This window comes from Marimonas lutisalis (assembly GCF_005434965.1).
In the GTDB taxonomy this organism is placed as follows: Bacteria; Pseudomonadota; Alphaproteobacteria; order Rhodobacterales; family Rhodobacteraceae; genus Marimonas_A; species Marimonas_A lutisalis.
This window is the reverse complement of record NZ_SKCI01000001.1, coordinates 451,199-476,331: the sequence shown is the minus strand read 5'-3', so window position 1 is coordinate 476,331 and position 25,133 is coordinate 451,199. Positions and strand designations below refer to the sequence as shown.

Genomic DNA, 25,133 nt, shown 5'->3' with positions numbered 1-25,133 from the left:
CCGATGCGCCGCAGCCCCCGTGAAACCGCCCTCAGCCAGCGCCGGATCACCCGGCGCGGCCTGGTCCTGGGCGGGTTGCAGCTGGGCGTGATGGGCGGCATCGCCATGCGCATGCGCTTCCTGCAGGTCGAAGAGGCCGACCAGTACCGCTTCCTCGCCGAGGAAAACCGCATCAATATCGAGCTCATCCCCCCCGCCCGCGGCGAAATCTTCGACCGCACGGGGCGGATCATCGCCCGCAACGTGCCCTCTTACCGCATCATCATGAAGCGCGAGGATGCGGGCGACGTGAAAGCGGTGCTCGCCCGGCTCTCCACCCTGGTCGACCTCGAGCCCGAGGAAATCGCCACAGCCCTCGAAGAATTGGAGAAACGCCGCGGCGACACGCCCGTCACCGTGGCCGACCGCGTCACCTGGGACGAGCTCAGCCGCGTCGCCGTCAACGCCCCCGCCCTGCCCGGCGTCACCCCCGAGGTGGGCCTGACCCGCACCTACCCGCTGGGGCAGGACTTCACCCATGTGGTGGGCTATGTCGGGCCTGTCTCCGACTACGACCTGTCGAAAATCGAAGACCCCGACCAGCTTCTCCTGCTCCCCCGCTTCCAGATCGGCAAGACCGGGGTCGAGGCCCGCCGCGAAGACCTGCTGCGCGGCAAGGCCGGCGTCAAACGGGTCGAAGTCAACGCTGCCGGGCGCGTCATGCGCGAACTGGACCGCCGCGAAGGCCAGCCCGGCGCCGACCTGCAGCTGACCATCGACCACATGCTGCAGAACTACTGCCAGGCGCGGCTGGGCGAAGAAAGCGCCGCCGCCGTGGTGATGGACACCGAAACCGGCGATATCCTCGCCGTCGCCTCGGCGCCCGCCTTCGATCCCAACCTCTTCGTCAACGGCATCTCCTCCAGCGACTACAAGGCGCTCATCGAAAACGATCACCGCCCGCTGGTGGCGAAATCGGTGCAGGGCGTCTATCCGCCCGGCTCCACCTTCAAGATGGTCACCGCGCTGGCCGCGCTGGAAGCTGGCGAAGTCACCCTCGAAGACACCTTCCGCTGCCGCGGATTTCTCGAAGTGTCCGATCACCGCTTCCACTGCTGGAAACGCGCGGGCCACGGCAACATGGACCTGCACACCGGCCTGCGCGAAAGCTGCGACGTCTATTTCTATGAACTGGCGCTGAAGGCCGGCATCGAACGGATTTCGGAAATGGCCCACCGTCTGGGCCTTGGCGAACGCTACGACATCCCGATGTCAGGCGTGCTTTCGGGGCTTGTGCCCACCCGCGAGTGGAAACGCGAATCCAAGGGCGCGGACTGGGTGATCGGCGACAGCGTCAACGCCTCGATCGGCCAGGGCTTCGTGCTGGCCTCGCCGCTGCAACTGGCGGTGATGTCGGCACGGCTCGCGACCGGGCGCTCGGTCACACCGCGCCTGTTGAAATCCATCGACGGCGTGGAGCAACCCACCGGCCATGGCGAACCGCTGGGCATCAAGGAAAACCACCTGCGCGCCGTCCGCAAGGCGATGTTCGCGGTCTCGAACTCGCGCCGGGGCACCGCCTATTCCTCGCGCATCATGGCCGAGGAAAACCGCATGGCCGGCAAGACCGGCACTTCCCAGGTCCGCCGCATCACCGAGGCCGAGCGCCGCGCCGGCGTGACCCGCAACGAGGACCTGCCCTGGAACCGGCGCGATCACGCGCTCTTCGTCAACTTCGCCCCCTATGACAATCCGCGCATCGCCGTGGCGGTGGTGGTCGAACATGGCGGCGGCGGCTCGACCGCGGCCGCGCCGATCGCCCGCGACATCACCCTCCAGGCGCTCTATGGCGAAGACCCGCCGCTTTCGGCCTACCCGGCCAAGGATCACGGCCGCATCCGCGCCCAGCAGGAACGCCTGCGCCAGATGCGCCCGCCCCAGGACGACGACAGGCCGACCCGCGCATGAGCTATCTTGAACAAACCGTCAAATACGTGCCGACGGGCCCGCGCAAGGTGTTCTACCTCAACTGGCCCATCGCGCTCCTGCTCTCTGCCGTGGCGGCGATCGGCTTCCTGATGCTCTACTCGGTCGCCGGCGGCTCCTACAGCCCCTGGGCCGAACCGCAGATGAAACGCTTTGCCCTCGGCTTTGCGCTGATGGTAGGCCTCGCGATGGTGCCGATCTATTTCTGGCGCAACGTGGCGCTTCTGGCCTATCTCGGCTCACTCGGGCTTCTCGTGCTGGTGGCGCTGATCGGCGATGTGGGCATGGGCGCGCAGCGCTGGATCAACCTCGGCTTCATGCGCCTGCAACCCTCCGAACTGATGAAGATCACCCTGGTGATGCTGCTGGCCGCCTATTACGACTGGCTGCCCGTGTCCAAAGTCTCCCACCCGCTCTGGGTGCTCCTCCCGTTGGGCATCATCCTCGTGCCCACCGCGCTCGTGCTGGAGCAGCCCGACCTCGGCACCTCGATCCTGCTGGTTCTGGGCGGCGGTGCGGTGATGTTCATCGCCGGCGTGCACTGGCTCTATTTCGCCGCCGTCATCGCCGCCGGCGCGGGGCTGGTCACGGCGGTGTTCCAGTCGCGCGGCACCGACTGGCAATTGCTCAACGATTACCAGTATCGCCGGATCGACACCTTCCTCGATCCCTCGGCCGAACCGCTGGGCGCGGGCTATCACATCACCCAGTCGAAAATCGCGCTCGGCTCGGGCGGCTGGACGGGGCGCGGCTTCATGCAGGGCACGCAGTCACGGCTGAACTTCCTGCCCGAGAAGCATACCGATTTCATCTTCACCACCCTGGCCGAGGAATTTGGCTTCATCGGGGCGATCTCGCTTCTGGGGCTTTACGCGCTCATCATCGTCTTCTGCGTGATGACCGCGCTGTCGAACCCCAACCGCTTCGCGGCGCTGCTGACGCTCGGTATCGCGACCACCTTCTTCCTGTTCTTCGCGGTCAACATGTCGATGGTCATGGGGCTCATCCCCGTGGTGGGCGTGCCGCTGCCGCTGGTCAGCTACGGCGGCTCGGCGATGATCGTGCTGATGGCGGCCTTTGGCCTCGTGCAATCCGCGCATGTGCACAAACCGCGCTGAGCCGGCCATCTGCTTGCATCCCTTCTCCGCGCTTGTCACCTTGCCGCGCAAACGACGCGACATAAAGGCCCGACCATGACCGCGACCATCCTCTTTGCCGCCCGCCCCGACCGCTGGGCGGAATACGAACCCCACCTGCGCGCCGCGCTCGATGCGCATGGGCTCGACTATCGCCTCGGCCCCGCGTTTCCGCCCGAAGAGGTCGACTACATCGTCTATGCGCCCAATTCCGAGGTGCAGGATTTCACCCCCTACACCCGCGCAAAGGCGGTGCTTAACCTCTGGGCCGGCGTCGAACATGTGGCTCCGAACCCCACGCTCAAGATTCCGCTCGCGCGGATGGTGGGCGGCGGGCTGACCGAGGGCATGGTCGAATGGGTCACCGGCCATACCCTGCGCCATCACCTTGGCATGGATGCCCATATCGTGAATCCCACCCACGCATGGGCACCCGTGGTGCCGCCGATGGCATCCGAACGGCCCGTCACCATCCTCGGGCTGGGCGAGCTTGGCCTCGCCTGCGCGCAGGCGCTGAGGGGGCTGGGCTTCCCGGTCTCGGGCTGGGCGCGTACGCCCAAGGAGGTGGCCGGCATCACCACCCATCACGGGCCCGAGGGTTTGACCGCCGCGCTTTCCGGCGCGCAGGTCGTCATCCTGCTTCTGCCCAACACGCCCGCGACCGAAAACACGCTCAACGCCGAAACGCTCGCACTCACCGCGCCGGGCGCTTTTGTCATAAACCCCGGCCGTGGCACGCTGATCGACGATGACGCGCTGATCGCCGCGCTCGACAGCGGGCAGATCGGCCATGCCACGCTCGATGTCTTCCGCACCGAGCCGCTGCCCCCGGATCACCCGTTCTGGGCGCATCCGAAGGTGACGGTGACGCCGCATATCGCCTCGGAAACCCGGCCCGGTCCGGCCTCGGCGGTGATCGCCGAGAATGTCCGCCGCGGCGAGGCGGGCGCGCCGTTCCTGCATCTTGTCGACCGCGACGCGGGCTATTGAGCAGGACTTGCGCCGCGCAAGCGCGTCGCGGCGGGGCGGGGCCTCGGCTGACGCCTCGGCCCCGCGGGCTGCCTTTGACAGTCATGCGCGGCCCGCGCGGGTGGGCAATTTGAGTATTTTTGCCAAGAAAGAGCGATCAGACGCTATTTCAGGATCGGTGGTTTGTCGGGGTCGAGCCCCGGGGCCACGGGACGCGGCTCAGAGGGGGTCTCGGGTTCGGGCAGATCGAAGCGCAGGCCAGAGCGGGCCAACGCGCCAATGATCGTATCATCGGAGGCGAAGAACCCGACATCGAGCGCCGCGGCCTCGGCGCCGGAAAACACCACCGCTTCGCCGATCGCCTTGGCGAGCGCCGCCTGCGCCGACGGCACCGCCCCGATCACCGCCAGCAGGTGGCCCGTGCTGCCATCCGCATAGGTGATGCCGACCAGATAGGCCGTCTGCGCCAGTCCGCCGGCGCGCGCCAGCCGGGCATCCACCGCCGCGATCACCGCCCCGGGCAGGTCGGGCGCGCGGATCTCGCGCGCCTGCAACGCCGCTTCCTCGGGTCCCGGCGCCAGCGTGCCGGCAAGCCAGTCGATCGCGTCTGCCGGCAGCAGCATGGACGATGGCGCCACCTCGGGGTTGAGTGCCATGCCGATGCCCTGCCCCGCCAGCATCCCAGCAAGCGCCCGGCCCGACAGCCCGGCATAGGGCGCGGGCCGGCCGGTAAAATCCGCCAGCCGCTCCTCGGCATCGAAGACCAGCACGAAACGGCCCTCGCCGGTGTCGAAGAGCGCGGGCTCCACCGCGTCCGCGCCGGCCTCTCCGGCCAACAGCAGGAACAGCTCGCAATCGGCCAGCGCCGCGTAGAAGCGCAGCCGCGCGGCATCATCGCCGGGGGCGGCCGCCATCGCGGCATGGGCGTCGTCCAGCAGGCTCATGCGTCAAGCGCCTCTTTGATCGCGTCTTTAAGGGCGGGCACGGTTTCCTCCTCGAACCACGGGTTCTTCTTCCGCCACCCGGTATTGCGCCAGGAGGGGTGCGGCAAGGGAAAAACCCGCGGCGCATGCGCGCGCCAGCCCGCCACGGTTTCCGTCACCCCCGCGCGCGTGCCCAGGTGCCAGCGATGGGCGTATCCGCCCACCAGGATCGTCAGCCGGATATCGGGCAGCGCCGCCATCACCTGCGCATGCCACGTGGCGGAACAGCGTTTCGGCGGCGGCAGATCGCTACCCTTGGCGTCATAGCCCGGAAAGCAGAAGGCCATCGGCACGATGGCAAGGCACGACCGGTCATAGAAGGTCTCGCGCCCGATCCCCATCCAGGCGCGCAGCCGGTCGCCCGACGGGTCGTTGAACGGCAGGCCCGTTTCATGCACGCGCAGCCCCGGTGCCTGCCCCGCCACCAGGATGCGCGCGCCCGGCGCGAACCACGCCACCGGGCGCGGGTCATGCGCGGTGGCGGTGGCCGCAAACTCAGGCGCACATAGCCGGCAAGCCGTTATTTTTTCGACCAAATCGCTCATCGTCGCATCTTACCGCAGGACCCGGGCAGAGCCAATATTTCGAAAATCATGAAACTATTACTGGACCGCCCCCAAATATTTCGATATTTCTCGAATCATGAAACAGTCTGACCTCACCGATCTCGATCTCACCCGCGCCGCCTCGACCTTCGCCGCGCTGGGCAGCGAACAGCGCCTGACGGTGCTGCGCACGCTGGTGCGTGCCGGCCCCGAGGGGCTCACCATCGGCGAACTGGGCGCCCGCGCGGGCGTCACCGGCTCGACGCTGACGCATCACATGAAAATCCTCGCCCAGGCCGGCCTTGTCACCCAGACCCGCAAGGGCCGCCAGATCATCTGTGCCGCCGTCGCCTATGACGAGCTGCGCACGCTTTCCGATTTCCTGCTGCGCGAATGCTGCGCCGATGCCGAAACCTGCCACCAAGGACATGACCATGGCTGATATTTCCCAATCTCCCCAGCGCTTTCCCTTCCGAAGCCTTGACAAGGCCTGGCTCGCGCTCGGGCTCATCCTCTTGGCGGTGGCGGTGCTCGATTTCGCCCAGCTCTGGCCGACGGTGACCTTCGCCGCCGCCGCGCTGGGGCGCACCGCGCCCTATATCCTCTTTGCCGTGCTCGCCGTTGGCTGGCTCAAGGCCACGGGGGCCGAAAACCTGCTCGCCCGCGCCTTCGAAGGCCGCGAGGCGCGGATGATCGTGCTCGCCGCGCTGTTCGGCGGGCTGTCACCCTTCTGTTCGTGCCAGGTGATCCCGTTCATCGCCGCGCTTCTCGCCGTGGGTGCGCCGCTTTCGGCGGTCATGGCCTTCTGGCTCGCCTCGCCGCTGATGGACCCGGCGATGTTCTCAATCACCTCGGGCACGCTGGGGTTTGACTTCGCTCTGGCGAAAACCGGTGCCGCGGTGGGCATCGGGCTTCTGGGCGGCTTTGGCACCATGGCGCTGAAATCCTCGCCCGTCTTCACCGACCCCTTGCGTGAAAAACCCGCCGTGGGGGGCTGCTGCGGCGTGAAGAAACCCTTTTCCGGACAGCCCGTGTGGAAATTCTGGCAGGAGCCCGAGCGCCGCGCCACCTTCCGCGACGAGAGCCTGTCGAACGCGCTCTTCCTGCTCAAGTGGCTGCTCCTGGCCTATGTGCTCGAAGCCTTGATGATCCACTACATCCCCGCCGATGCCGTGGCCTCGGTCCTGGGCGGCGACGGGATCAAGCCGATCCTGCTGGGCGCTATCGTCGGCGCGCCCGCCTACCTGAACGGCTATGCCGCGGTGCCGCTTGTCGATGCGCTGTTGCAGCAGGGCATGGCGCAGGGCGCAGCGATGAGTTTTGTCATCGCCGGCGGGGTCAGCTGCATTCCCGCCGCCGTCGCCGTCTGGGCGCTGGTCAAGCCGCGGGTTTTTGCCGCCTATCTCGGCTATGCCGTGCTGGGCGCGGTGCTGGCAGGGCTGGCCTGGGGCGCGCTGGCCTGAATGTGTGAAAAACGCGCAAACATCCGGGTCGCCCCGGGATGTTTGCGCAAACAGCCCTTACTGGGTTTACATTCCCCCCTGCCCGGATAGATAACCGGGCAAACCGGAAAACGGCGAAACGGGGGGCACATGTATCGCGTCTGGAACTTTCTCGTAAGTTATTCGCTTCTGCTGATCGGCGGTTCTGTCATCGCGCTGATCTGGGCCAATATCGACGCAAAAAGCTATCACCATTTCGTCGAATTCGTGATCTGGGATCACGCCCCCATCGGCCACCTGCATGACGGGCACCGCACGCTGACGCTGCATTACCTGGTCAACGACGTTCTGATGGCGCTGTTCTTCGCCATCGCCGCCAAGGAAGTCTGGGAGGCGATCATCCTCGAAAACGGCAGCCTGCGCGGCAAAAAGGCCGCCACGCCTCTCTTTGCAACCGCGGGCGGTATGTTCGGCCCGATCGCCGTCTACCTCGGCCTGGCCATGATCCTCGGCTCGGAAACCTATGATGCCGTGGCCAATGGCTGGGCCATTCCCACCGCCACCGATATCGCGTTTTCCTATCTCGTGGGCCGCATGGTCTTTGGCTCGGGGCACCCGGCGGTGCGCTTCCTGCTCCTGCTGGCAATCGCCGACGATGCCGCGGGCCTGATCATCCTGGCGATCTTCTATCCGTCCGGTGATCTGGCGCCGGAATGGCTGCTGTTGTCGTTCGGCGCCTCGCTTGCGGTCTTTTTGGCCTTCAACGCCCTGCCCCGCAAGATGGACAGCGGCAACCAGGACCGCCCGAATTCCACCTGGGTGCGCAAGTATCTCGGCTTCTGGCCCTACGTGCTCGGCGGCTGCATCTCGTGGTATGGCTTCATGCGGTCGGGGCTCCATCCCGCGCTCGGCCTGCTGCCCATCGTGCCCGCGATCCCGCATGCCGATCGCGCCTTCGGCATTTTTTCCGAGGCCGAACAATACCTCACCGACCTGCTGAACGTGATGGAACACGCGCTCAAGCACCCGGTCGAGATCGTGCTGTTCTTCTTCGGCCTGTGCAATGCCGGGGTCGAATTCTCGTCGATCGGCGATGCTACCTGGCTCGTGCTTGCCGGGCTGATCATCGGCAAACCCGTCGGCATCCTCATCTTCGGCTGGGTCGCGGCCGTTCCGCTGCGTCTCGGCATCCCCGAAGGCATGCGCATCATCGACCTTGTCGTGATCGGCTTCGTCGCCGCCATCGGCTTTACCGTCGCGCTTTTCGTCGCCTCGGTCGCCTTCGATGCCGGTCCGGTTCAGGACGCGGCCAAGATGGGCGCGCTGTTCAGTTTCGGCGCCGCGATCCTGTCGATCATCGCCGGCAAGGTGTTCCGGGTCGAGAAACAATCGCTCTAGAAACGCCTCGCGCCAGAGCCGCTCCGCCCCGCCTCCGGGCGGGGCCACACCTGTCGCAAGGTCCTGTTTTTTCTGGCCTTGGGCCTTAATTTCGCCCAAAAGGATGCTATAAACGCACCCAATCCGTCGTGGACTCGCAAAGGGATTGTCAACCAGCCCTTCACAAAACCCCGTTAAAGAGGGTGGGCCCGCGCAGAGCCGGAGCAGGAAATGATCGAGTTCAACAACGTTAGCAAGTCCTTCTGGACCGGCACGCAGAGGAAGGTGATCCTCGACCAGGTGTCGTTCCGGGTCGAGCTTGGTAATTCGCTCGGTATCCTCGCCCCGAACGGCACCGGCAAGACGACACTTGTCAACATGATGGCCGGGCTGGAAAAGCCCGACGAAGGCGAAATTCGCCGCACCTCGCGCATCTCCTTCCCGCTCGGGTTCATGGGCGGCGTGGTGTCCAAGGTCTCGGCCGTGGAAAACAGCCGCTACATCGCCCGGCTCTACGGGCTCGATCCCGACTACGTCGAGGCCTACTGCCGCTGGATGTGCAACCTCGGCGAATACTTCGATCAGCCGCTGGGCACCTACAGCCAGGGCATGCGCGCGCGGTTTTCCTTCGCGCTGATGCTGGCGCTCGATTTCGACATCTACCTGATCGACGAAGGCATGCCCGGTTCAACCGATGTCGAGTTCAACAAGAAAGCCGGCGACATCCTGCGTGAACGCCTCGCCACGACCACCGTGGTAATCGTATCGCATTCCGCGCAGACGCTGGAACAATTCGCCCGTTCGGCCGCCGTCCTGATGAACGGCAAGCTGCACATGTTCGATACCTTGGAAGAAGCGAAACAGCTCTATGACTACGAAACCCAAGGCTAGGAAGTTCCGTATCCGCCGAACCACGCCCACCGCCCCCGGTGGCGCAACGCGCCCGGCGCCCGCCGGCGCGGCGCAGCCTGCCGCCGCAAAACCTGCACCGCCGCAGCCCGCGGGCCAGGCCCGCGTCGGTGGCGTAACCCCCGATACGCTGGTGCGCCCTGCGCCCGATCCCCGTCCCGAACCCCAGCCCGAATCCCGGCCCGAAGCCCGGCAGGCCCCGAGCGATGCCGGAGCGACGCCCCAGCCCGCCCCGCAACCCGTCGCGCGCGAAGGCCAGGTCGCCTCGCCCCGCGAAATGCAGGCCGAAACCGATATCGACGCCATCCGCCGCGAAGGCCTGACTGGCCGGCAATTGCGTATGGCCCGGCGCGTGGCGCAGAAACACGGGCTTGCCCCGATCTCCGATTTCGACGCCGTGCGCCAGCTGCGCCTGCGCGGCATCGACCCGTTCCAGCGCGCCAACATGCTCGAACTGGTTGCGCCCGAAGGCGGTGGCGGCGGCGCGGGCGATGGCTGCGGCGGAGCCGTCCCCCCGGCCGAAGGCGGCCTGCCCGCCAAGGGCCGCGTGCAGCTTCCCCAGACCGTGCAACTGGGCAAGACCCAGCTGCCCTCGACCGAAACCACCTCGGCCGCCGATCGCCGCGCCGCCGAGATCATGAATATCCAGCGCGACATCGCCCGCCGCCGCCGCAAGCGCCTTGCGCTGCTGATGACCCGGCTGTCGGCCTTCGTCTTCCTGCCGACCATCCTTGCCGGCTGGTACTATTTCGTCATGGCCACGCCCATGTATTCCACCAAGACCGAATTCCTGATCCTGCAGGCCGACAATACCGGCGCAGGCGGCGGGCTTGGCGGGCTTCTGCCGACGCAATATGCCACCAGCCAGGACAGCATCGCGGTGCAATCCTACCTGCAATCCAAGGATGCCATGCTGCGCCTGGACGAAGCGATGGGCTACAAGGCGCATTTCAGCCAGGGCTGGATCGACCCGATCCAGCGGCTCGACAGCGACGCCACCAATGAATCCGCGCACAAGCTCTACAAGAAAAACGTCAAGATCGGCTATGACCCGACCGAAGGCGTGATCCGGATGGAAGTGATCGCCGCCGACCCTGAAGTGGCGAACGAGTTTTCCAAGCACCTCATCACCTATGCCGAGGAACGCGTTGACGAACTCTCGCGCCAGAAACGCGAAGACGCGATGCGCACCGCCCGCGAAAGCCTGGACAAGGCCAAGGCCGAACGCCGCGATGCACAGGAAACCCTGGTCCGCCTGCAGGAAACCCAGGGCGTCGATCCCTCGGAACAACTGGGCGTGCTGCGCCAGCAGATCGCGCAATTCGAAACGCAGCTGCAGGAAAAGCAGCTGCAGCTTCAGGCGCTTCTCGACAATTCGCGCCCGAACCAGGCCAAGGTCGACGGCACGCAGGGCGATATCCGGCGGCTGGAAAACCTCCTCGCCCAGCTCAACGCCGAAATGACCGATGCCGTGTCGGGGGACTCCTCGCTCGCCGCCAAGGCCGCCCGGATCGAGATGGCCAAGGCCGACCTTGCCACCGCCGACCTGTTCCTGCAATCGGCGCTGCAGAACGAAAAGCAGACCGCGCTGGAAGCCAACCGCCAGGTGCGCTATCTCACCGTGCCGGTACGGCCCATTGCCTCCGACGCGCCCGCCTATCCGCGGGCTTTTGAAAACACGATCCTGGCTTTCCTGATTTTCGCAGGTATCTACCTGATGGTCTCGCTCACCGCCTCGATCCTCCGCGAACAGGTCTCAACCTGACATGAAACACGTCCAAATCGACAAGCTTACGGTCGGCAACGATCTGCCCCTCACCGTGATCGCCGGCCCCTGCCAGCTCGAAAGCACCGAGCACGCCCTGATGATCGCCTCCGCGATGCAGAAAACCTGCGCCGATGCCGGGGCTGGGTTCATCTTCAAAGGCAGCTTCGACAAGGCCAACCGCACCTCGCTCTCGGGCAAGCGCGGGCTGGGCATCGAGGCCGGTCTCGAAGTCATGCAGGCCGTCAAGGACACGCTCGGCGTGCCCGTGCTCACCGATGTGCACGCACCCGAACAATGTGCGCCTGTCGCCCGCGTCGTCGACGTGCTGCAGATCCCGGCCTTCCTCTGCCGGCAGACCGACCTGCTGATCGCCGCCGGCGAAACCGGCGCGGCGATCAACGTGAAGAAGGGCCAGTTCCTGGCGCCGTGGGACATGGTGAACGTGGTTTCCAAAATCGAATCCACCGGCAACACGCGCCTGCTCCTGACCGAGCGGGGCAGTTCCTTCGGCTACAACACGCTGGTGGCCGACATGCGCGCCCTGCCACAGATGGCCAAAACGGGCTACCCGGTGGTGATGGATGCCACCCATTCGGTGCAGCAACCCGGCGGCCAGGGCGGCAGCTCGGGCGGGCAGCGCGAATTCGCGCCGGTCATGGCCCGCGCCGCGGTGGCCATCGGCGTGGCCGCGGTCTTCATCGAAACCCACGAAGACCCCGACAACGCCCCTTCCGACGGGCCCAACATGATCCCGCTTGACGCCATGAATGGCCTCGTGCACTCCCTCATGGCCTTCGACCGGCTGGCCAAGGCCGATCCGATCATCCTCTGACCTCGCGAGTATCCAGATGACCAAACCGATCCCCACGGTGACGCCGAACACATGGGAATTCCTGCGCGACGCGATGATCGCGCCCACGGGTTTCCGCGAATATGACGCCCGCTGGAAATACCCCGAGGAAATCAATCTCCCCGGCATGACGGCGCTTGGCCTCGGTCTCGGCACGCAAATGCGCGCCTGCGGCATCGCCCCCGTCATCGCCGTGGGCAACGACTACCGCGACTACTCGCTTTCGATCAAACACGCGCTCATCCTCGGGCTGGTGCAGGCCGGCATCCAGGTCAAGGATATCGGCCCGGCGCTCAGCCCCATGGCCTATTTCGCGCAGTTCCACCTCGATGTGCCCGCCGTCGCCATGGTCACCGCTAGCCACAATCCCAACGGCTGGACCGGAGTGAAGATGGGCTTCGACCGTCCGCTCACCCACGGCCCCGACGAAATGGCCGAGCTGCGCGACATCGTGCTTCAGGGCCGCGGCACCCCGGCCCCCGGCGGCTCCTACGAATTCGTCGATGGCGTGCGCGAGGCCTATCTCGACGATCTCGTCGGCGATTTCCGCATGACCCGCAAACTCCGCGTCGTCTGCGCCACCGGCAACGGCACCGCCTCGGCCTTCGCGCCGGAACTCTTCGAACGCCTGGGGGTCGAGGTGATCCCTTCGCACAATCGGCTGGATTACACCTTCCCCCACTACAACCCCAACCCCGAAGCCATGGAAATGCTGCATGACATGGCCGACACGGTGAAGGCGACCGGCGCCGATTTCGCGCTGGGCTTCGATGGCGATGGCGACCGCTGCGGCGTGGTCGATGACGAGGGCGAGGAGATCTTCGCCGACAAGGTCGGCGTCATCATGGCCCGCGACCTGTCCAAGCTCTATCCCGGTGCGACCTTCGTGGCCGATGTGAAATCCACCGGCCTTTTCGCCTCGGATCCCGAGTTGCAGAAAAACGGCGTCACCGCCGACTACTGGAAAACCGGCCATTCCCACATGAAACGCCGGGTCAAGGAAATCGGCGCGCTGGCCGGCTTCGAGAAATCCGGCCACTACTTCCTGGCCGAGCCGGTGGGCCGCGGGTATGACTGCGGCATGCGCGTCGCCGTCGAAATCTGCAAGCTGATGGACCGCAATCCCACCATGTCGATGTCGGACCTGCGCAAGGCGCTGCCGAAAACCTGGTCCACGCCCACCATGTCGCCCTATGCCGCCGATACCGAGAAATACGACATCCTCGACCGGCTGGTGCAGAAACTCGTGGCCAAGCACGACGCGGGCGAACCTTTCGCCGGCCGCCCGATCAAGGAGGTGGTCACCGTCAACGGTGCCCGCGTCATCCTCGATAACGGCTCCTGGGGCCTCGTCCGGGCCAGCTCGAACACCCCCAACCTCGTCGTCGTCTGCGAAAGCTCCGACTCCGAGGCCGAGATGCGCGCGATCTTCGCCGATCTCGATGCCGTCATCCGGACCGAGCCGGGCGTGGGAGATTACGACCAGACGATCTGACAAAGGCAATCCTACCCCATATGGCGTTTTTCCTGCCCATCCTCGCGCTCGCGGCTCTTGCCACCGCACTGGTGGCCCCCGATCTCGGCAGCGCCCAGGCCCTGCAAACCTCGGCCTTCGGGCTCGCCGCCATCGCCGGCCTGCTCTGGCTGCGCCAGGTCCTCGCGGGGCGGCGTGCAACCGCCGGGCGCATTCTGATCGACGGCTCGAACTTGATGCACTGGAACAACGGCACCCCCGATATCACCGTCGTTCGCGATGTCGCCCGCGCGCTCGCGACCAAAGGCTACGAGGTCGGTGTGATCTTCGACGCCAATGCGGGCTACAAGATCGCCGATCGCTACATGAACGAAGCCACCCTTGCGCGAAAACTCGGGTTGAACAAAAGCCATGTCCTGGTCTCTCCCAAGGGGCAGCCGGCCGATGGCTTCCTGCTTCAGGCCGCCCGCGAGATGGATGCGCCGATCGTCACCAATGACCGCTTCCGCGACTGGCATGAAAGCTTCCCCGAATTCGCCCAACCCGGCCGCCTGCTGCACGGCGGCTATCGCGATGGCGCGCCCTATCTCCGGCCGGGCAAAGGCAAACCGCCCAATAGCGCCGGCGCCCTCGGACAGGTCCCCGCCTATGGAAACAGTCTGTCCATCGCGCTGCGCTTGACAGACAGGCCGCCAAACATGGATTCTTAACCATCATGCCGATGATTGGGGGAAATCCATGACATCTCTGACAGCTCGTCTTATCGCAGCCGCAACGCTGGCCGCACTGCCCGCGCTGGCCCAGGCCGATCCGATGCCGCGGGGCGCGAAACCGGCCAGCACCGGAAAGATCGCCCAGACCTATGCCGGCAAGACCGAGCTTTGGGGCGAGGGGTGCAATGGCGGCATCTATTTCTCGCCCAACTGGCAGGCCCGCGCCTGGTGCGCCGACGCCAGCGAAAGCCTCGGCGCCGGTCGCTGGTCGGTCGAAGAGGGTCAACTATGCTATGACCTGACCTGGCACTGGCCCAGCGGCCGCCGCGCGGGCTCGACCCCGGGCGGCAAGGCCTGCATCGCCCATGTCACCGACCGCTGGGGCAAGCTCTGGCGCAGCTGGCCAACCAGCGAGGAATGGTGGCCCGTCGACGGCGCCGACACCATCCAGCGCGGTTACCGGTTCCAGCAGAACGTCCAGCAGACCCAGCGCGCCCTCGGCCTCTGAGCGGGTCATAGATCAGGCCGCGGGCGACAGCCCCCGGCCCTTCAGCAACGCCTCGACCCCCGGCAGCCGGCCGCGGAACCGGGTATAAAGCTCGCCCGCGTCCACCGATCCACCGGTCGACAGGATGTTTTCCTCCAGCGCCCGCGCGGTGGCGGCATCGAACGCGTTGCCCGCCTCCTCGAAGGCGGCAAAGGCATCGGCGTCCATCACTTCGGACCACATGTAGGAATAGTACCCGCTGGAATAACCGTCGCCGGCAAAGACATGCGCGAAATGCGGGCTGGCATGGCGCATCACGATCGGGTGCGGCATGCCCAGCGCCTCCAGCACCTCCTGCTGTTTCGCCATCACGTCGCCCGGCGCTGGCCCGTCGTGAAACTCCAGGTCCACCATGGCCGAGGCCACGAATTCCACCGTCTGGAATCCCTGGTCGAAATTCGCCGCTTCCAGCACCTTTTCCAGCATCGCATCCGGCATCGGCTCGCCGGTCTCCACATGGGTGGCGAACTCGCGCAGCACCTCCGGAACTTCCAGCCAGTGCTCGTAAAGCTGGCTCGGCAGCTCGACGAAATCGCGCGCCACCGAGGTACCCGACACGCTCTCATAGGTCACGTTACTCAGCATCTGGTGCAGGGCGTGGCCGAATTCATGAAACAGCGTGCGCGCATCATCATAGCTCAGAAGCGCGGGGGCGCCCTTGGCGAAATTGCACACGTTGATCACTACCGGCGCCTGCGCGCGCGGGAATTTTGCCTGGCTCCGCATCGCCGAGCACCACGCGCCCGAGCGTTTCGAGCCGCGCGCGAAGTAATCGCCAATGAAAACGGCCACGTGCCGCCCGCCCCGCGTCACCTCCCAGGCCCGGCAATCGGAATGGTAAAGCGCCACATCCAGGGGTTTGAATTCCAGCCCGAACAGACGGTTGGCACAGGCAAAGGCCGCGGCGATCATCCGCTCCAGCGACAGGTAGGGCTTCAGCGCACTGTCATCCAGGTCATGCTCGGCCCGGCGCCGCCTGGCCGCGTAGTAACGCCAGTCCCACGGCTCCAGCCGCCCGTTGATGCCATCCTCGTGCATCATCGCTTCCAGCACGGTGGCATCCGCCTCGGCGCGCGCCCGAGCCGGCTCCCACACCGCCATCAGCAGGTCGCGCACCGCCTGCGGCTCCTTGGCCATCTCGGTTTCCAGCTTGTAGGCCGCGAAATTGTCGTATCCAAGCAGCGCCGCGCGCTCCTCCCGCAGGCCCAGGATCTCGGCCGCGATCTCGCGGTTGTCGGTCCTGCCGCCATTCGCGCCGCGCGCGGCCCAGGCCCGGAACGCCTTTTCCCGCAGGTCCCGCCGGGGCGAGCTTTCCAGGAATGGCACGATCAGCGACCGGCTCAGCGTCACCACCGGGCCCTCCACGCCCTTCTCGGCACCCGCCGCGCGCGCCGCATCCACCACGAAGGCGGGCAACCCCTCAAGATCCGCCTCCTCCAGCTCCATGTACAACTCGCGCTCGTCGGCCAGCAGGTTCTGGGCAAAGGCTGTGCCCAACTCCGCCAACCGTGCCTTGATCTCCTTCATCCGCGCGTCCGCCGCGCCTTCCAGCGCCGCGCCCGACCGCACGAACCCGCGCCGCGTCAGCATCAGAACGCGCGCCTGCTCGTCCGTCAGATCCAGCGCCTCGCGTTTTTCCCAGACCGCCTCGATCCGGGCAAACAGCGCCTTGTTGGCGGTCACGGCGGCGAAATGCTGCGCCAGTTTCGGCGAAAAGGCGCGCTGCAATTCCTCGCGACGCGCGTTGCTGTCCGCCCCGGCCACCGTGAAGAAAACCGACAGCACCCGGTCCAGCGCCTCGCCCGCCGCCTCCAGCGCGCCGATCACGTTGTCGAACCCGGGCTCCGACGGATCTCCGGCGATCTTCGCGATCTCCGCCTCATGCGCGGCTAGGGCCTCCTCCAGCGCCGGCGCAAAATCCTCGTCGGAAATCGCATCGAACGGCGCAAGCTCAAAGGGCGTGTTCCAGTCGGCCAAAAGCGGGTTCGTCATCGTCATCTCTCCTGTTGCGCACGCGATCAGACATAGGCAATCGCCGCGGCGCCCACAATCCATGCCCCGGCTTCATCTTGCTGTAAATATCCCGGGGGAACGGTGCAAATGCCCGCATTTGCACCGTGGGGGCAGCGCCCCCACCCGCACGCCGCGTTAACCCCGAACGGTTGCAGTCGAAACCATTTTACCCGGCAGCCGGATGGCAGCCGGCCGGTGCACGCAAATCACCCCCCGGATGTCCGACCGCACGGTGGCGTTAACCTTTCGCCCCCCGGCCCCCGCAGACCGGGCAATCGGCGCGCGGTTTCAGCCGCACCTTGCGGCTTTCCCCGTATAAACCGTCGAAAATCAGCATCTCGCCGCGCAACCCCTGCCCGGCGCCGGCGATCGCCTTCACCGCCTCCAGCGCCATGATACTGCCCACCACCCCCGGCAGCGGGCCCACCACGCCCGCCTCCGCACAGCTGGGCGCCAGCCCCGGCGCCGGCGCCTCTGGGAAAACGCACTCGTAACAGGGGCCCCCACGCGCCGGGTCGAACAGGCTCACCTGCCCCTCCCACTGCGCAATCGCTCCTGAAATCAAGGGCTTGCCCAGTTTCACACAGGTCCGGTTGACCAGGTAGCGCGCCTCGAAATTGTCAGTCCCGTCGATCACCAGATCATAGTCCTCGAATAGCGCTTCGGCGATTTCCCCGCTCAGACGCCGCTCATAGGGCCGCACCTCGACATAGGGGTTCAGCGCCTGCATCGCCTGCATCGCCGATTGCACCTTGGGCGATCCGATCTTCTCGTCACTGTGGATCACCTGCCGCTGCAGGTTCGACCCGTCGACCGCGTCATCGTCGACAACCCCGATCCGGCCCACGCCCGCGGCCGCCAGGTAGAGCAGAACCGGGCTGCCCAGCCCCCCGGCCCCGATCACCAAAACCCTGGAATCCTTCAGCTTTTTTTGCCCGGGCCCACCCAGTTCCCGCAGCACGATATGCCGGGCATAGCGGTTCAGCTCACCCGGCGCGAACGGCCCTTGCGGCACCTGCGCCTCCGCCTCGGGCTGCGCCCGCGCCCGCAGCCATTCCAGCCCACGCACATAGCCGGCCACCAACGCCGCAACAGCCCCCAGGATCAGCCAGCCCGCCGCGCTGCCCCCGGTCGCCACCCGCAGCGGCTGCCCCGCGGGCAGGGTCAGTTGCAGCACCAGAACCGCCAGGTAAATCAACGCGATGACGCCCCAGACCACGGCGCCGGGCAGGCGCAGCGCGCGCCCCAGCCCCCACACCACCGCGATGATCCCAAGAACCGCCAGCATCAGAGCCGCCCCGTCATGCCCGCCCGGTCGAGCCGAACCCGCCCGCGCCGCGCCCGGTCTCGCTCAACGCGTCGCTCAGTGCGAAATCCGCCTGTATCACCGGCGCCACGACCAGCTGCGCGATCCGCTCGCCATGCGCCAGTTCGACAACCTCCTGCCCGGCATTCAGAACGATCACCCCCAGCTCTCCGCGATAGTCGCTGTCGATCGTGCCCGGGCTGTTGGGCAGCATGATGCCCTGCTTCAGCGCCAGGCCGGATCGTGGCCGCACCTGCACCTCGTAGCCGCTCGGAATCTCCATCTTCAAGCCCGTCGGCACCAGCGCCCTCTGCCCCGGTTCCAGCACCACCTTGCCCCGGTCGGGCAGGTTGGCGCGCACATCCGCCCCCGCCGCGCCCGGCGTCTCGTAGGACGGCAGCGCAACCTCGCGGTCGGCACCCTCCACCCAGCTCAGCTTCACTTGAACCACGCCCAGCCCTTCATCTTGCTCCAAATACTCCCGTCGGAGGCATAAAACCTACTGCTCCAGCGCCTCGGCGATGCGCGCCGCCAACCGCCGCGCCACCTCGTCCTTGCCCATGCGCGGCCAATCCTCGACACCCTCCTCGGTAATCAGGTGCACGGCGTTTTCCGCACCACCCATGATACCCGTCTCGGGGCGCACGTCATTGGCCACGATCCAGTCACACCCCTTGCGCTCCCGCTTGGCGCGCGCATGCTCGACCACGTCGTCGGTTTCGGCCGCGAACCCCACCACCAGTGCTGGCCGGCCCTTTTTCATCTGGCTGATCGTGGCCAGGATGTCGGGGTTCTCGGCAAATTCCAGCGTGGGCAATTTGCCCTTTTCCTTCTTGATCTTCGACACGCTTTCACGCGCCACGCGCCAATCGGCCACCGCCGCCGCGAACACCCCCGCCGCAACCGGCAACGCGCCCCGCACCGCATCCAGCATATCATTCGCGCTTTCCACTTCGATCACCTCAACGCCGGCCGGGCGCGGCGTCTCGGCCGGGCCGGTGACAAACACCACCTCTGCGCCCAGCCCCGCCAGCGCCTCGGCAATCGCCGTGCCCTGCGCCCCGGACGAGCGGTTGGCGATATAACGCACCGGATCGATCGGCTCATGTGTGGGTCCGCTCGTGACCAAGATCCGCCGCCCCTTCAGCGGCCCATCGGCCAACGCCATGCCCACCGCCTCGACGATCTCCATCGGTTCGGCCATGCGCCCGGGTCCGAACTCGCCGCAGGCCATGTCGCCCGCGTTCGGTCCGACAAGGCGCACACCGTCGCCGGCCAGCGTTGTCAGGTTCCGCTGTGTCGCCGGATGCTCGTACATCCGCACGTTCATGGCCGGCGCGGCCAGAACCGGCGTATCCGTCGCCATCAACAGGGTCGAGGCTAGGTCATCGGCATGCCCCCCCGCCATCTTGGCCAACAGGTCCGCCGTCGCCGGCGCCACCACCACCAGATCGGCCACGCGGCTCAGCTGGATATGGCCCATTTCGGCCTCGTCGGTCAGGTCGAAAAGGTCAGTATAGGCTTTCTCGCCCGCCAGCGCCGCCACGCTCAGCGGCGTTACGAATTCCTGCGCCGCCCGCGTCAGCACCGGCGTCACCGCCGCACCGCGCTCTTTCAGGCGCCTGATCAGCTCAAGGCATTTATAGGCAGAGATCCCGCCACCGATGATCAGAAGAACACGTTTTCCGGCCAGCATCCCGACCTCCCGTTTGGTGTCCGCCTAGTGTTACGGCGGTCGGGGACCGAAAACAATGGTGTCACCCCTTGTCGAACGCCGCGCAAGGGTCCTCGCGCTCGGCCGCCGGCACCTCTTCGATGGCATCGAACACACCCTCGGCCCCGCCCGGCTCGGCAATCGCCAGCGAAAACACGGAAACATCCGGTGCCGCGCGCGCCACAAACGCGGGCATGCCCCAGTCGCGCCGCGCATGGCCATTCCCGGTGATCACCGCCACCAGCCCGCCCGTCTCCTCCAGCGCCGCCATCACCGCCCGCGCCAGAACCGCATCGCGCAACCGTTGCAACTCGACCATCACCGGCAGCATCTCGGCGGGCAGCGCCTCGCAATGCGCCAGGTGCTGCATTTCCTCGCGCAGCTCCTGTTGATCGGGGTCCAGCGCCTCGCCCAGTCCATAGCGCGCGGCCCCCGCGCCGAACCACTCGGCTACACCCGCTTCCATAGCGGCGCGCGCCTCACCGCGTGGTACAGCGCCGCCATAAACACCCGCCTGCGGTGCAGCCGCGAAAATCGGGTAATACATCTCGAAGTCCGGCCAGCCCGCCGCCTCCCAGCCCAGGGCCGCCTCCAGCGCCACCGCATCGCCACGCACGTCCGGCGTCACGGCGGCGGCCTGCGCATCCGTCAGCATCTCGAAGACCAGCGCCCTGGGCTTCAGCGCCGCCACCAGTTCGGCCTGGCGCGCGTGCGCATGCGGGTTGTCATGCACCTCGCCCAGCACCACCACCTGCGCGTTGGCCATGCCGTCGGGGATGTCCGCTGCCGCAACCGCGCCCGCCAGAACCATCCAGAACAGTGCAACCATCCGGCCCATGCTTCCCTCCGTGCCCGCGCTCTGCTACGTCCAGCCTCAGATAAGGAGCCCGCCATGCCCGCGCAACTCACCCTCGTTCTCGGCGGTATCGCCAGCGGCAAATCCGCCTTTGCCGAGGGGCTCGTGCGCCAGTCGGGCAAACCGCGCATATATCTCGCCACCGCGCAGGCCTTCGACGCGGAGATGCAGGCCAAGATCGCGCGCCACCGCGACGATCGCGGTGCAGGCTGGCAGACGGTGGAAGAACCCCTTGCCGTCGCGCGTTACCTGCAAAATGCCCCCGCCGGTCATGCCATACTCTTCGACTGCGCCACCATGTGGCTCAGCAATCACATGCTGGCCGACAGCAACCTTGATGCCGAAGAGGAAGAGCTTCTCGCCGCGCTGGCCCATTGCCCCAGCGATGTCACCGTCGTCTCGAACGAGGTCGGCCTGTCGGGCGTGCCGGAAAACGCGCTGGCGCGGCGCTTTGCCAATGCGCAGGGCCGCCTCAACCAGGCCATCGGCGCCCGCGCCGCGCGCGTGGTTCTTGTCGCTGCGGGCCTGCCCGTCACCCTCAAGGGCCCCGCCGCATGAGCCGGATATTCTGGATCCGCCATGGCCCCACCCATGCGAAAACCATGGTCGGCTGGTCCGACCTGCCGGCCGATTTGTCCGATACCGCGCAGCTCGCCCGCCTTTCCGCCGCCCTGCCAGCCGATGCGCCCGTGATCTCCTCCGACCTGTCGCGCGCCGCCGCCACAGCCGATGCCATCGCGGGCCCCCGTCGGCGCCTGCCCCACGATCCCGACCTGCGCGAGATGCATTTCGGCGACTGGGAACTCAAACGCCATGACGAGATCGAGGATCAGGCCCACGCCCGCCGGTTCTGGGAAAACCCCGGCGATATCCGCCCCCCCGGCGGCGAAAGCTGGCATGAACTGTCCAGCCGCGTCGATGCCGCCGTCGCCCGGCTTCTGGCCGCCCACCCGGGGCAGGACATCGTCGCCGTCGCCCATTTCGGCGTGATCCTCACCCAGTTGCAGCAGGCCCTTAGCCTGACGCCCTACGAAGCGTTCTCGCACCGCATCGAAAACCTGTCGGTGACCGAACTGCATTGGAAGGGTGGCGGCTGGCAGGCCGCGCGGTTCAACCATCTGCCCTGAAACGCCCTGGCGTTAACCATTCCTAAACCCCCGACGCGCTACCGGTTAACCAACGTTAACCATGATCGGAGCCACAATGATCGCACGCGCCCATACCGTCGCCTTCGAAGGGGTCGAGGCGCGCCATGTCGAGGTGCAATGCGCCGTCACCCCCGGCCTGCCTGCCTTCTCCATCGTCGGCCTGCCCGACAAGGCGGTCAGCGAAGCGCGTGACCGGGTGCGCACTGCGCTCAACGCGATGTCGATCGCCCTGCCCTCAAAGCGCATCACCATCAACCTTTCGCCCGCCGACATGCCCAAGGAAGGCAGCCATTTCGACCTGCCGATCGCGCTGGCCCTTCTGGCCGCGCTTGAAATCGTCCCGCCCGACGCGGTCGAAACCACCACCTCTCTCGGCGAGCTTTCGCTCGACGGCGCGCTCGTCCCCGTTAACGGAGCGCTGCCCGCCGCCATGGCCGCCGCCGAGGAGGATCGCACCCTGCTCTGTCCCGCCGCTTCGGGGGCCGAGGCCGCCTGGGTCGGCGCCACGCAGGTGATCGCCGCCGAACGCCTCTCGGACATGGTGCGCCACCTCACCGGCCAGGCGCCCCTCACCCCGGCCGAACCCGGCGAGGTCTGCGAAAGCGTGCAGGGCCGTAACCTGCGCGACGTCAAGGGCCAGGAACGCGCCAAGCGCGCGCTCGAAATCGCCGCCGCTGGCCGCCACCACCTGATGATGGTCGGTACGCCCGGCTCGGGCAAATCCATGCTGGCCGCGCGTATCCCCACGATCCTGCCGCCACTTACCGCGCCCGAGGCGTTGGAAACCTCGATGATCCATTCGCTTTCGGGCCTGCTCGATGAAGGCGGCATTTCCCGCACCCGCCCGTTTCGCGAACCGCATCACACCGCATCCATGGCGGCCATCGTCGGCGGTGGGCGCAACGCGAAACCGGGCGAGATATCGCTCGCGCATAACGGCGTTCTCTTCATGGATGAGTTCCCCGAGTTTCCCCGTACCGTTCTGGAAACCCTGCGTCAGCCGATTGAGACGGGCGAGGTGATGGTCGCCCGCGCCAATGCCCATGTGAAATACCCCTGCCGCTTCATGCTGGTCGCCGCCGCCAATCCCTGCAAATGCGGCTACCTGTCCGATCCCTCGCGCGCCTGCGCCCGCGTCCCCCAATGCGGCGAAGATTACCTGGGCCGCATTTCCGGCCCGTTGATGGACCGCTTCGATCTGCGGATCGAGGTGCCCCCGGTGGCCTTTACCGATCTCGACCTGCCCGCCTCGGGCGACAGCTCGGCCCAGGTGGCCGAACGCGTCGCCGCCGCCCGCGCGGTTCAGGCGAGCCGCTTCGCGGAGGCCGGACCAACGCGGCTCAACGCCGACGCCGAAGGCGCGCGTCTCGAAGAGATCGCCACGCCCGATGCGCAGGGGCGCGACCTGCTCACCCGCGTGGCCGAACGTTTCGGGCTGTCCGCCCGCGGCTATCACCGCGTGTTGCGCGTGGCCCGCACCATCGCCGATCTCGATGCCTCCGAAGATGTCCGCCACCCCCACGTGGCCGAAGCTGTCAGCTACCGCCTCTCCACCGTCAGCGAGAACTGATCCAGCGCGCCAGCGCCTTCAGCGTGGCATCCGCCTCGGGCAGCATGCGCTGAAAAATCGGCCAGACATGCGGTAGGTCATGCTCGATCACCTCGGTCACCTCGACACTCTGCGCGCGCATCACCTCGGCCATGCGCCGCGTGTCATCCAGCAATATCTCTGTGTCGCCGACGCTCAGCCATACCGGTCCGGCCCCGGCGAAACCGGCATTGAGTGGCGTCGCGCGCGGGTCGGTCGGATCAGCGTCGGCCAAATACATCTCAGCGATGTCATGCTCGCGCGTGGCCGGCAGCATCGCCTCTGCCGTCTCGTTGGCGCTATAGGACGCGCCCGAAAACGTCATGTCGGTCAGTGGCGAAAAGGCGAAGCACGCCTGCGGCTGTGGCAGATCAAGCCGGCAGATCTCGCCCAGCAGCGCGAGCGCCAAGCCCCCTCCCGCGCTGTCGCCGCCGATCACCACGCGCCCGGCCGGCACCATCTCGATCAGCGCACGATAGGCGGCCAGCGCGTCCTCGACCGCCGCCGGAAAGGCATGCTCGGGCGCCTTGCGATAATCGGGTAACCACGCCACCCGGCCCGTCAGCCGCGACAGCCGTGCCAGCATCGCCTTGTGCGTCCGGGGCGACCCAAAGACATAACCGCCCCCGTGAAAATACAGGATCGCGCCCGCCTCGTCCGCGCCCGGTCCGGTCACCTTCAGCCCGGGGACATCGCCCAGTTCCATCCCCGCATAGGTCGAACCGCGCGGCCCGTGAAACAGCCATCGCGCCTTGCGCTCGAACATCGCGCGCAATTCCACCGGGTCCTCGATCCGCGCCAGGTGCGGCTTCTCGAAGGTTCTCAGGAACAGGTTCAGGGCAATGCGGCGCAGGCTCATGCCCGTTTCGCCTCGATCGCCTCCCAGATCTTCGCGGCGACATTGATACCGTCGAACCGCTCAAGCTCCTGGATACCGGTGGGCGAGGTCACGTTGATCTCGGTCAGGTAGTCACCGATCACGTCGATGCCCACGAAAACCTGCCCCTTTTCCCGCAGAAGCGGGCCGATCCGCGCGCAGATCTCGCGATCCCGCGCACTCAGCGCGATTTTCTCGGGGCGTCCGCCCACATGCATGTTCGAACGCGTTTCGCCCTCGGCCGGCACCCGGTTGATCGCACCTACGGCTTCGCCATCGACCAGGATCACCCGCTTGTCGCCATTGCTGACATCGGGCAGGAATTTCTGCACGATCAGCGGCTCGCGGCTGAACCCGGTAAACAGCTCGTGCAGCGAACTCAGGTTGCGGTCCGACTGGGTCAGCCGGAACACCCCTGCACCGCCATTGCCGTACAGCGGTTTCAGGATGATATCGCCATGCTTGTCCTTGAAGGCGCGGATCGTGTCCAGGTCACGCGCAATCGTGGTCGGCGGCGTCAGGTCCGGAAAATCCAGCACCAGCAGTTTCTCGGGGTAGTTTCGCACCCAGAAGGGATCGTTCACCACCAGTGTCTTCGGCGTCAGCCGCTGCAGCAGGTGCGTGGTGGTGATGTAGAACATGTCAAACGGCGGATCCTGGCGCAGCCAGACCACGTCATAGTCCGACAGGTCCACCTCGGCCTGCGCGCCCAGCCGGAAATGATCGCCCTCTACTCGCTGCACCTCCAGCGGCCAGCCGCGCGCGGTCACCCGCCCCTCCTGATAGGCCAGGTGTTCGGGCGTGTAGTAGAAAAGCTCGTGTCCGCGCGCCTGCGCTTCCTCGGCGATGCGGAACGTGCTGTCGGCGTTGATGTCGATCGGGCCGATCGGGTCCATCTGGATTGCGATTTTCATGGGTCTCATCCCTTGGGCAGTCTTGCCCTTACATGGCCC

24 protein-coding genes are annotated in these 25,133 nt (G+C 66.5%); 15 read left to right on the top strand and 9 right to left on the bottom strand.

The window, feature by feature from the left end; translation table 11 throughout:
- Positions 1 to 3: 3 nt before the first annotated feature.
- The 3 genes from mrdA (at position 4) to E0501_RS02320 (ending at position 4,091) form a co-directional block, all read left to right on the top strand.
- Positions 4 to 1,947, top strand: a complete 1,944-nt coding sequence (gene mrdA / locus E0501_RS02330) for a penicillin-binding protein 2 (protein WP_137699735.1) — start codon at positions 4 to 6, stop codon at positions 1,945 to 1,947.
- Entirely contained in the window at positions 1,944 to 3,083 is a 1,140-nt protein-coding gene (gene rodA, locus E0501_RS02325) for a rod shape-determining protein RodA (protein ID WP_137699734.1), read from the top strand. Before mrdA ends, rodA begins: the two co-directional genes overlap by 4 nt.
- Positions 3,084 to 3,158: 75 nt before the next feature.
- Positions 3,159 to 4,091 carry a 2-hydroxyacid dehydrogenase gene (locus tag E0501_RS02320; protein ID WP_137699733.1) on the top strand — a complete coding sequence of 311 codons (933 nt, stop codon included), beginning with the start codon at positions 3,159 to 3,161 and terminating at the stop codon, positions 4,089 to 4,091.
- Positions 4,092 to 4,234: 143 nt separating this feature from the next.
- Here E0501_RS02320 and E0501_RS02315 read toward each other — a convergent pair whose 3' ends face one another.
- Both E0501_RS02315 and E0501_RS02310 read right to left on the bottom strand, forming a co-directional pair.
- Positions 4,235 to 5,014 carry an SseB family protein gene (locus E0501_RS02315; RefSeq protein ID WP_137699732.1) on the bottom strand — a complete coding sequence of 260 codons (780 nt, stop codon included), beginning with the start codon at positions 5,012 to 5,014 and terminating at the stop codon, positions 4,235 to 4,237.
- Positions 5,011 to 5,598 carry a uracil-DNA glycosylase family protein gene (locus E0501_RS02310; RefSeq protein WP_137699731.1) on the bottom strand — a complete coding sequence of 196 codons (588 nt, stop codon included), beginning with the start codon at positions 5,596 to 5,598 and terminating at the stop codon, positions 5,011 to 5,013. Before E0501_RS02310 ends, E0501_RS02315 begins: the two co-directional genes overlap by 4 nt.
- Positions 5,599 to 5,695: 97 nt before the next feature.
- Here E0501_RS02310 and E0501_RS02305 point away from each other — a divergent pair, with 97 nt between their 5' ends.
- The 9 genes from E0501_RS02305 (at position 5,696) to E0501_RS02265 (ending at position 14,639) form a co-directional block, all read left to right on the top strand.
- Complete coding sequence (locus E0501_RS02305) at positions 5,696 to 6,040, top strand: ArsR/SmtB family transcription factor (protein WP_137699730.1); 345 nt, start codon at positions 5,696 to 5,698, stop codon at positions 6,038 to 6,040.
- The gene (locus tag E0501_RS02300; RefSeq protein WP_137699729.1) at positions 6,033 to 7,061 is read left to right on the top strand and encodes a permease; all 1,029 of its coding nucleotides are present in this window, start codon (positions 6,033 to 6,035) and stop codon (positions 7,059 to 7,061) included. The genes E0501_RS02305 and E0501_RS02300 overlap by 8 nt, the downstream gene beginning before the upstream one ends.
- A gap of 129 nt (positions 7,062 to 7,190) precedes the next feature.
- Complete coding sequence (locus E0501_RS02295; protein WP_137699728.1) at positions 7,191 to 8,438, top strand: Na+/H+ antiporter NhaA; 1,248 nt, start codon at positions 7,191 to 7,193, stop codon at positions 8,436 to 8,438.
- Between the two features lie 210 nt (positions 8,439 to 8,648).
- Entirely contained in the window at positions 8,649 to 9,308 is a 660-nt protein-coding gene (locus tag E0501_RS02290; protein ID WP_137699727.1) for an ABC transporter ATP-binding protein, read from the top strand.
- Positions 9,286 to 11,091 carry a capsule biosynthesis protein gene (locus tag E0501_RS02285; RefSeq protein ID WP_137699726.1) on the top strand — a complete coding sequence of 602 codons (1,806 nt, stop codon included), beginning with the start codon at positions 9,286 to 9,288 and terminating at the stop codon, positions 11,089 to 11,091. The genes E0501_RS02290 and E0501_RS02285 overlap by 23 nt, the downstream gene beginning before the upstream one ends.
- A 1-nt stretch (position 11,092) precedes the next feature.
- Positions 11,093 to 11,926 (top strand): 3-deoxy-8-phosphooctulonate synthase, encoded by an 834-nt coding sequence (gene kdsA, locus E0501_RS02280; protein WP_137699725.1) that lies wholly within the window; start codon positions 11,093 to 11,095, stop codon positions 11,924 to 11,926.
- Between the two features lie 16 nt (positions 11,927 to 11,942).
- Positions 11,943 to 13,439 carry a phosphomannomutase/phosphoglucomutase gene (locus tag E0501_RS02275; RefSeq protein WP_137699724.1) on the top strand — a complete coding sequence of 499 codons (1,497 nt, stop codon included), beginning with the start codon at positions 11,943 to 11,945 and terminating at the stop codon, positions 13,437 to 13,439.
- Positions 13,440 to 13,459: 20 nt separating this feature from the next.
- Positions 13,460 to 14,128, top strand: coding sequence for an NYN domain-containing protein (locus E0501_RS02270; protein WP_137699723.1), 669 nt, complete (start codon positions 13,460 to 13,462; stop codon positions 14,126 to 14,128).
- A gap of 28 nt (positions 14,129 to 14,156) precedes the next feature.
- A complete protein-coding gene (locus E0501_RS02265) occupies positions 14,157 to 14,639 on the top strand; it encodes a DUF995 domain-containing protein (RefSeq protein WP_137699722.1) in 483 nt (160 codons plus the stop codon).
- Positions 14,640 to 14,651: 12 nt separating this feature from the next.
- Here the strand turns inward: E0501_RS02265 and E0501_RS02260 are convergent, their stop codons facing one another.
- The 5 genes from E0501_RS02260 to E0501_RS02240 form a co-directional block, all read right to left on the bottom strand.
- Positions 14,652 to 16,670 (bottom strand): M3 family metallopeptidase, encoded by a 2,019-nt coding sequence (locus E0501_RS02260; RefSeq protein WP_137699721.1) that lies wholly within the window; start codon positions 16,668 to 16,670, stop codon positions 14,652 to 14,654.
- A 259-nt stretch (positions 16,671 to 16,929) separates the two neighbouring features.
- The gene (locus tag E0501_RS02255; protein ID WP_137699720.1) at positions 16,930 to 17,979 is read right to left on the bottom strand and encodes a HesA/MoeB/ThiF family protein; all 1,050 of its coding nucleotides are present in this window, start codon (positions 17,977 to 17,979) and stop codon (positions 16,930 to 16,932) included.
- Between the two features lie 13 nt (positions 17,980 to 17,992).
- Positions 17,993 to 18,472, bottom strand: a complete 480-nt coding sequence (gene dut / locus E0501_RS02250) for a dUTP diphosphatase (protein ID WP_407943392.1) — start codon at positions 18,470 to 18,472, stop codon at positions 17,993 to 17,995.
- 24 nt (positions 18,473 to 18,496) lie between these two features.
- Complete coding sequence (gene coaBC / locus E0501_RS02245) at positions 18,497 to 19,693, bottom strand: bifunctional phosphopantothenoylcysteine decarboxylase/phosphopantothenate--cysteine ligase CoaBC (RefSeq protein WP_137699719.1); 1,197 nt, start codon at positions 19,691 to 19,693, stop codon at positions 18,497 to 18,499.
- 61 nt (positions 19,694 to 19,754) lie between these two features.
- Positions 19,755 to 20,549, bottom strand: coding sequence for a ChaN family lipoprotein (locus E0501_RS02240; protein WP_137699718.1), 795 nt, complete (start codon positions 20,547 to 20,549; stop codon positions 19,755 to 19,757).
- 54 nt (positions 20,550 to 20,603) lie between these two features.
- Between E0501_RS02240 and cobU the strand changes: the two genes are divergently transcribed.
- The 3 genes from cobU to E0501_RS02225 all read left to right on the top strand — a co-directional run bounded on the left by cobU (position 20,604) and on the right by E0501_RS02225 (position 23,285).
- Positions 20,604 to 21,125: a bifunctional adenosylcobinamide kinase/adenosylcobinamide-phosphate guanylyltransferase gene (cobU, locus tag E0501_RS02235; RefSeq protein ID WP_137699717.1), complete on the top strand. Its 522-nt coding sequence runs from the start codon at positions 20,604 to 20,606 to the stop codon at positions 21,123 to 21,125.
- Positions 21,122 to 21,694 carry a histidine phosphatase family protein gene (locus tag E0501_RS02230; RefSeq protein ID WP_137699716.1) on the top strand — a complete coding sequence of 191 codons (573 nt, stop codon included), beginning with the start codon at positions 21,122 to 21,124 and terminating at the stop codon, positions 21,692 to 21,694. Before cobU ends, E0501_RS02230 begins: the two co-directional genes overlap by 4 nt.
- A gap of 76 nt (positions 21,695 to 21,770) precedes the next feature.
- Positions 21,771 to 23,285 (top strand): YifB family Mg chelatase-like AAA ATPase, encoded by a 1,515-nt coding sequence (locus E0501_RS02225; RefSeq protein WP_137700816.1) that lies wholly within the window; start codon positions 21,771 to 21,773, stop codon positions 23,283 to 23,285.
- On the opposite strand, the gene E0501_RS02220 is transcribed toward E0501_RS02225, so the two are convergent.
- On the bottom strand, positions 23,272 to 24,162 hold the full coding sequence (locus tag E0501_RS02220) for an alpha/beta hydrolase (RefSeq protein ID WP_137699715.1): 891 nt from the start codon (positions 24,160 to 24,162) through the stop codon (positions 23,272 to 23,274). The two genes, E0501_RS02225 and E0501_RS02220, sit on opposite strands and share 14 nt — an antisense overlap.
- Positions 24,159 to 25,094: a glutathione synthase gene (gene gshB / locus E0501_RS02215; RefSeq protein ID WP_137699714.1), complete on the bottom strand. Its 936-nt coding sequence runs from the start codon at positions 25,092 to 25,094 to the stop codon at positions 24,159 to 24,161. The genes E0501_RS02220 and gshB overlap by 4 nt, the downstream gene beginning before the upstream one ends.
- Positions 25,095 to 25,133 lie beyond the last annotated feature (39 nt).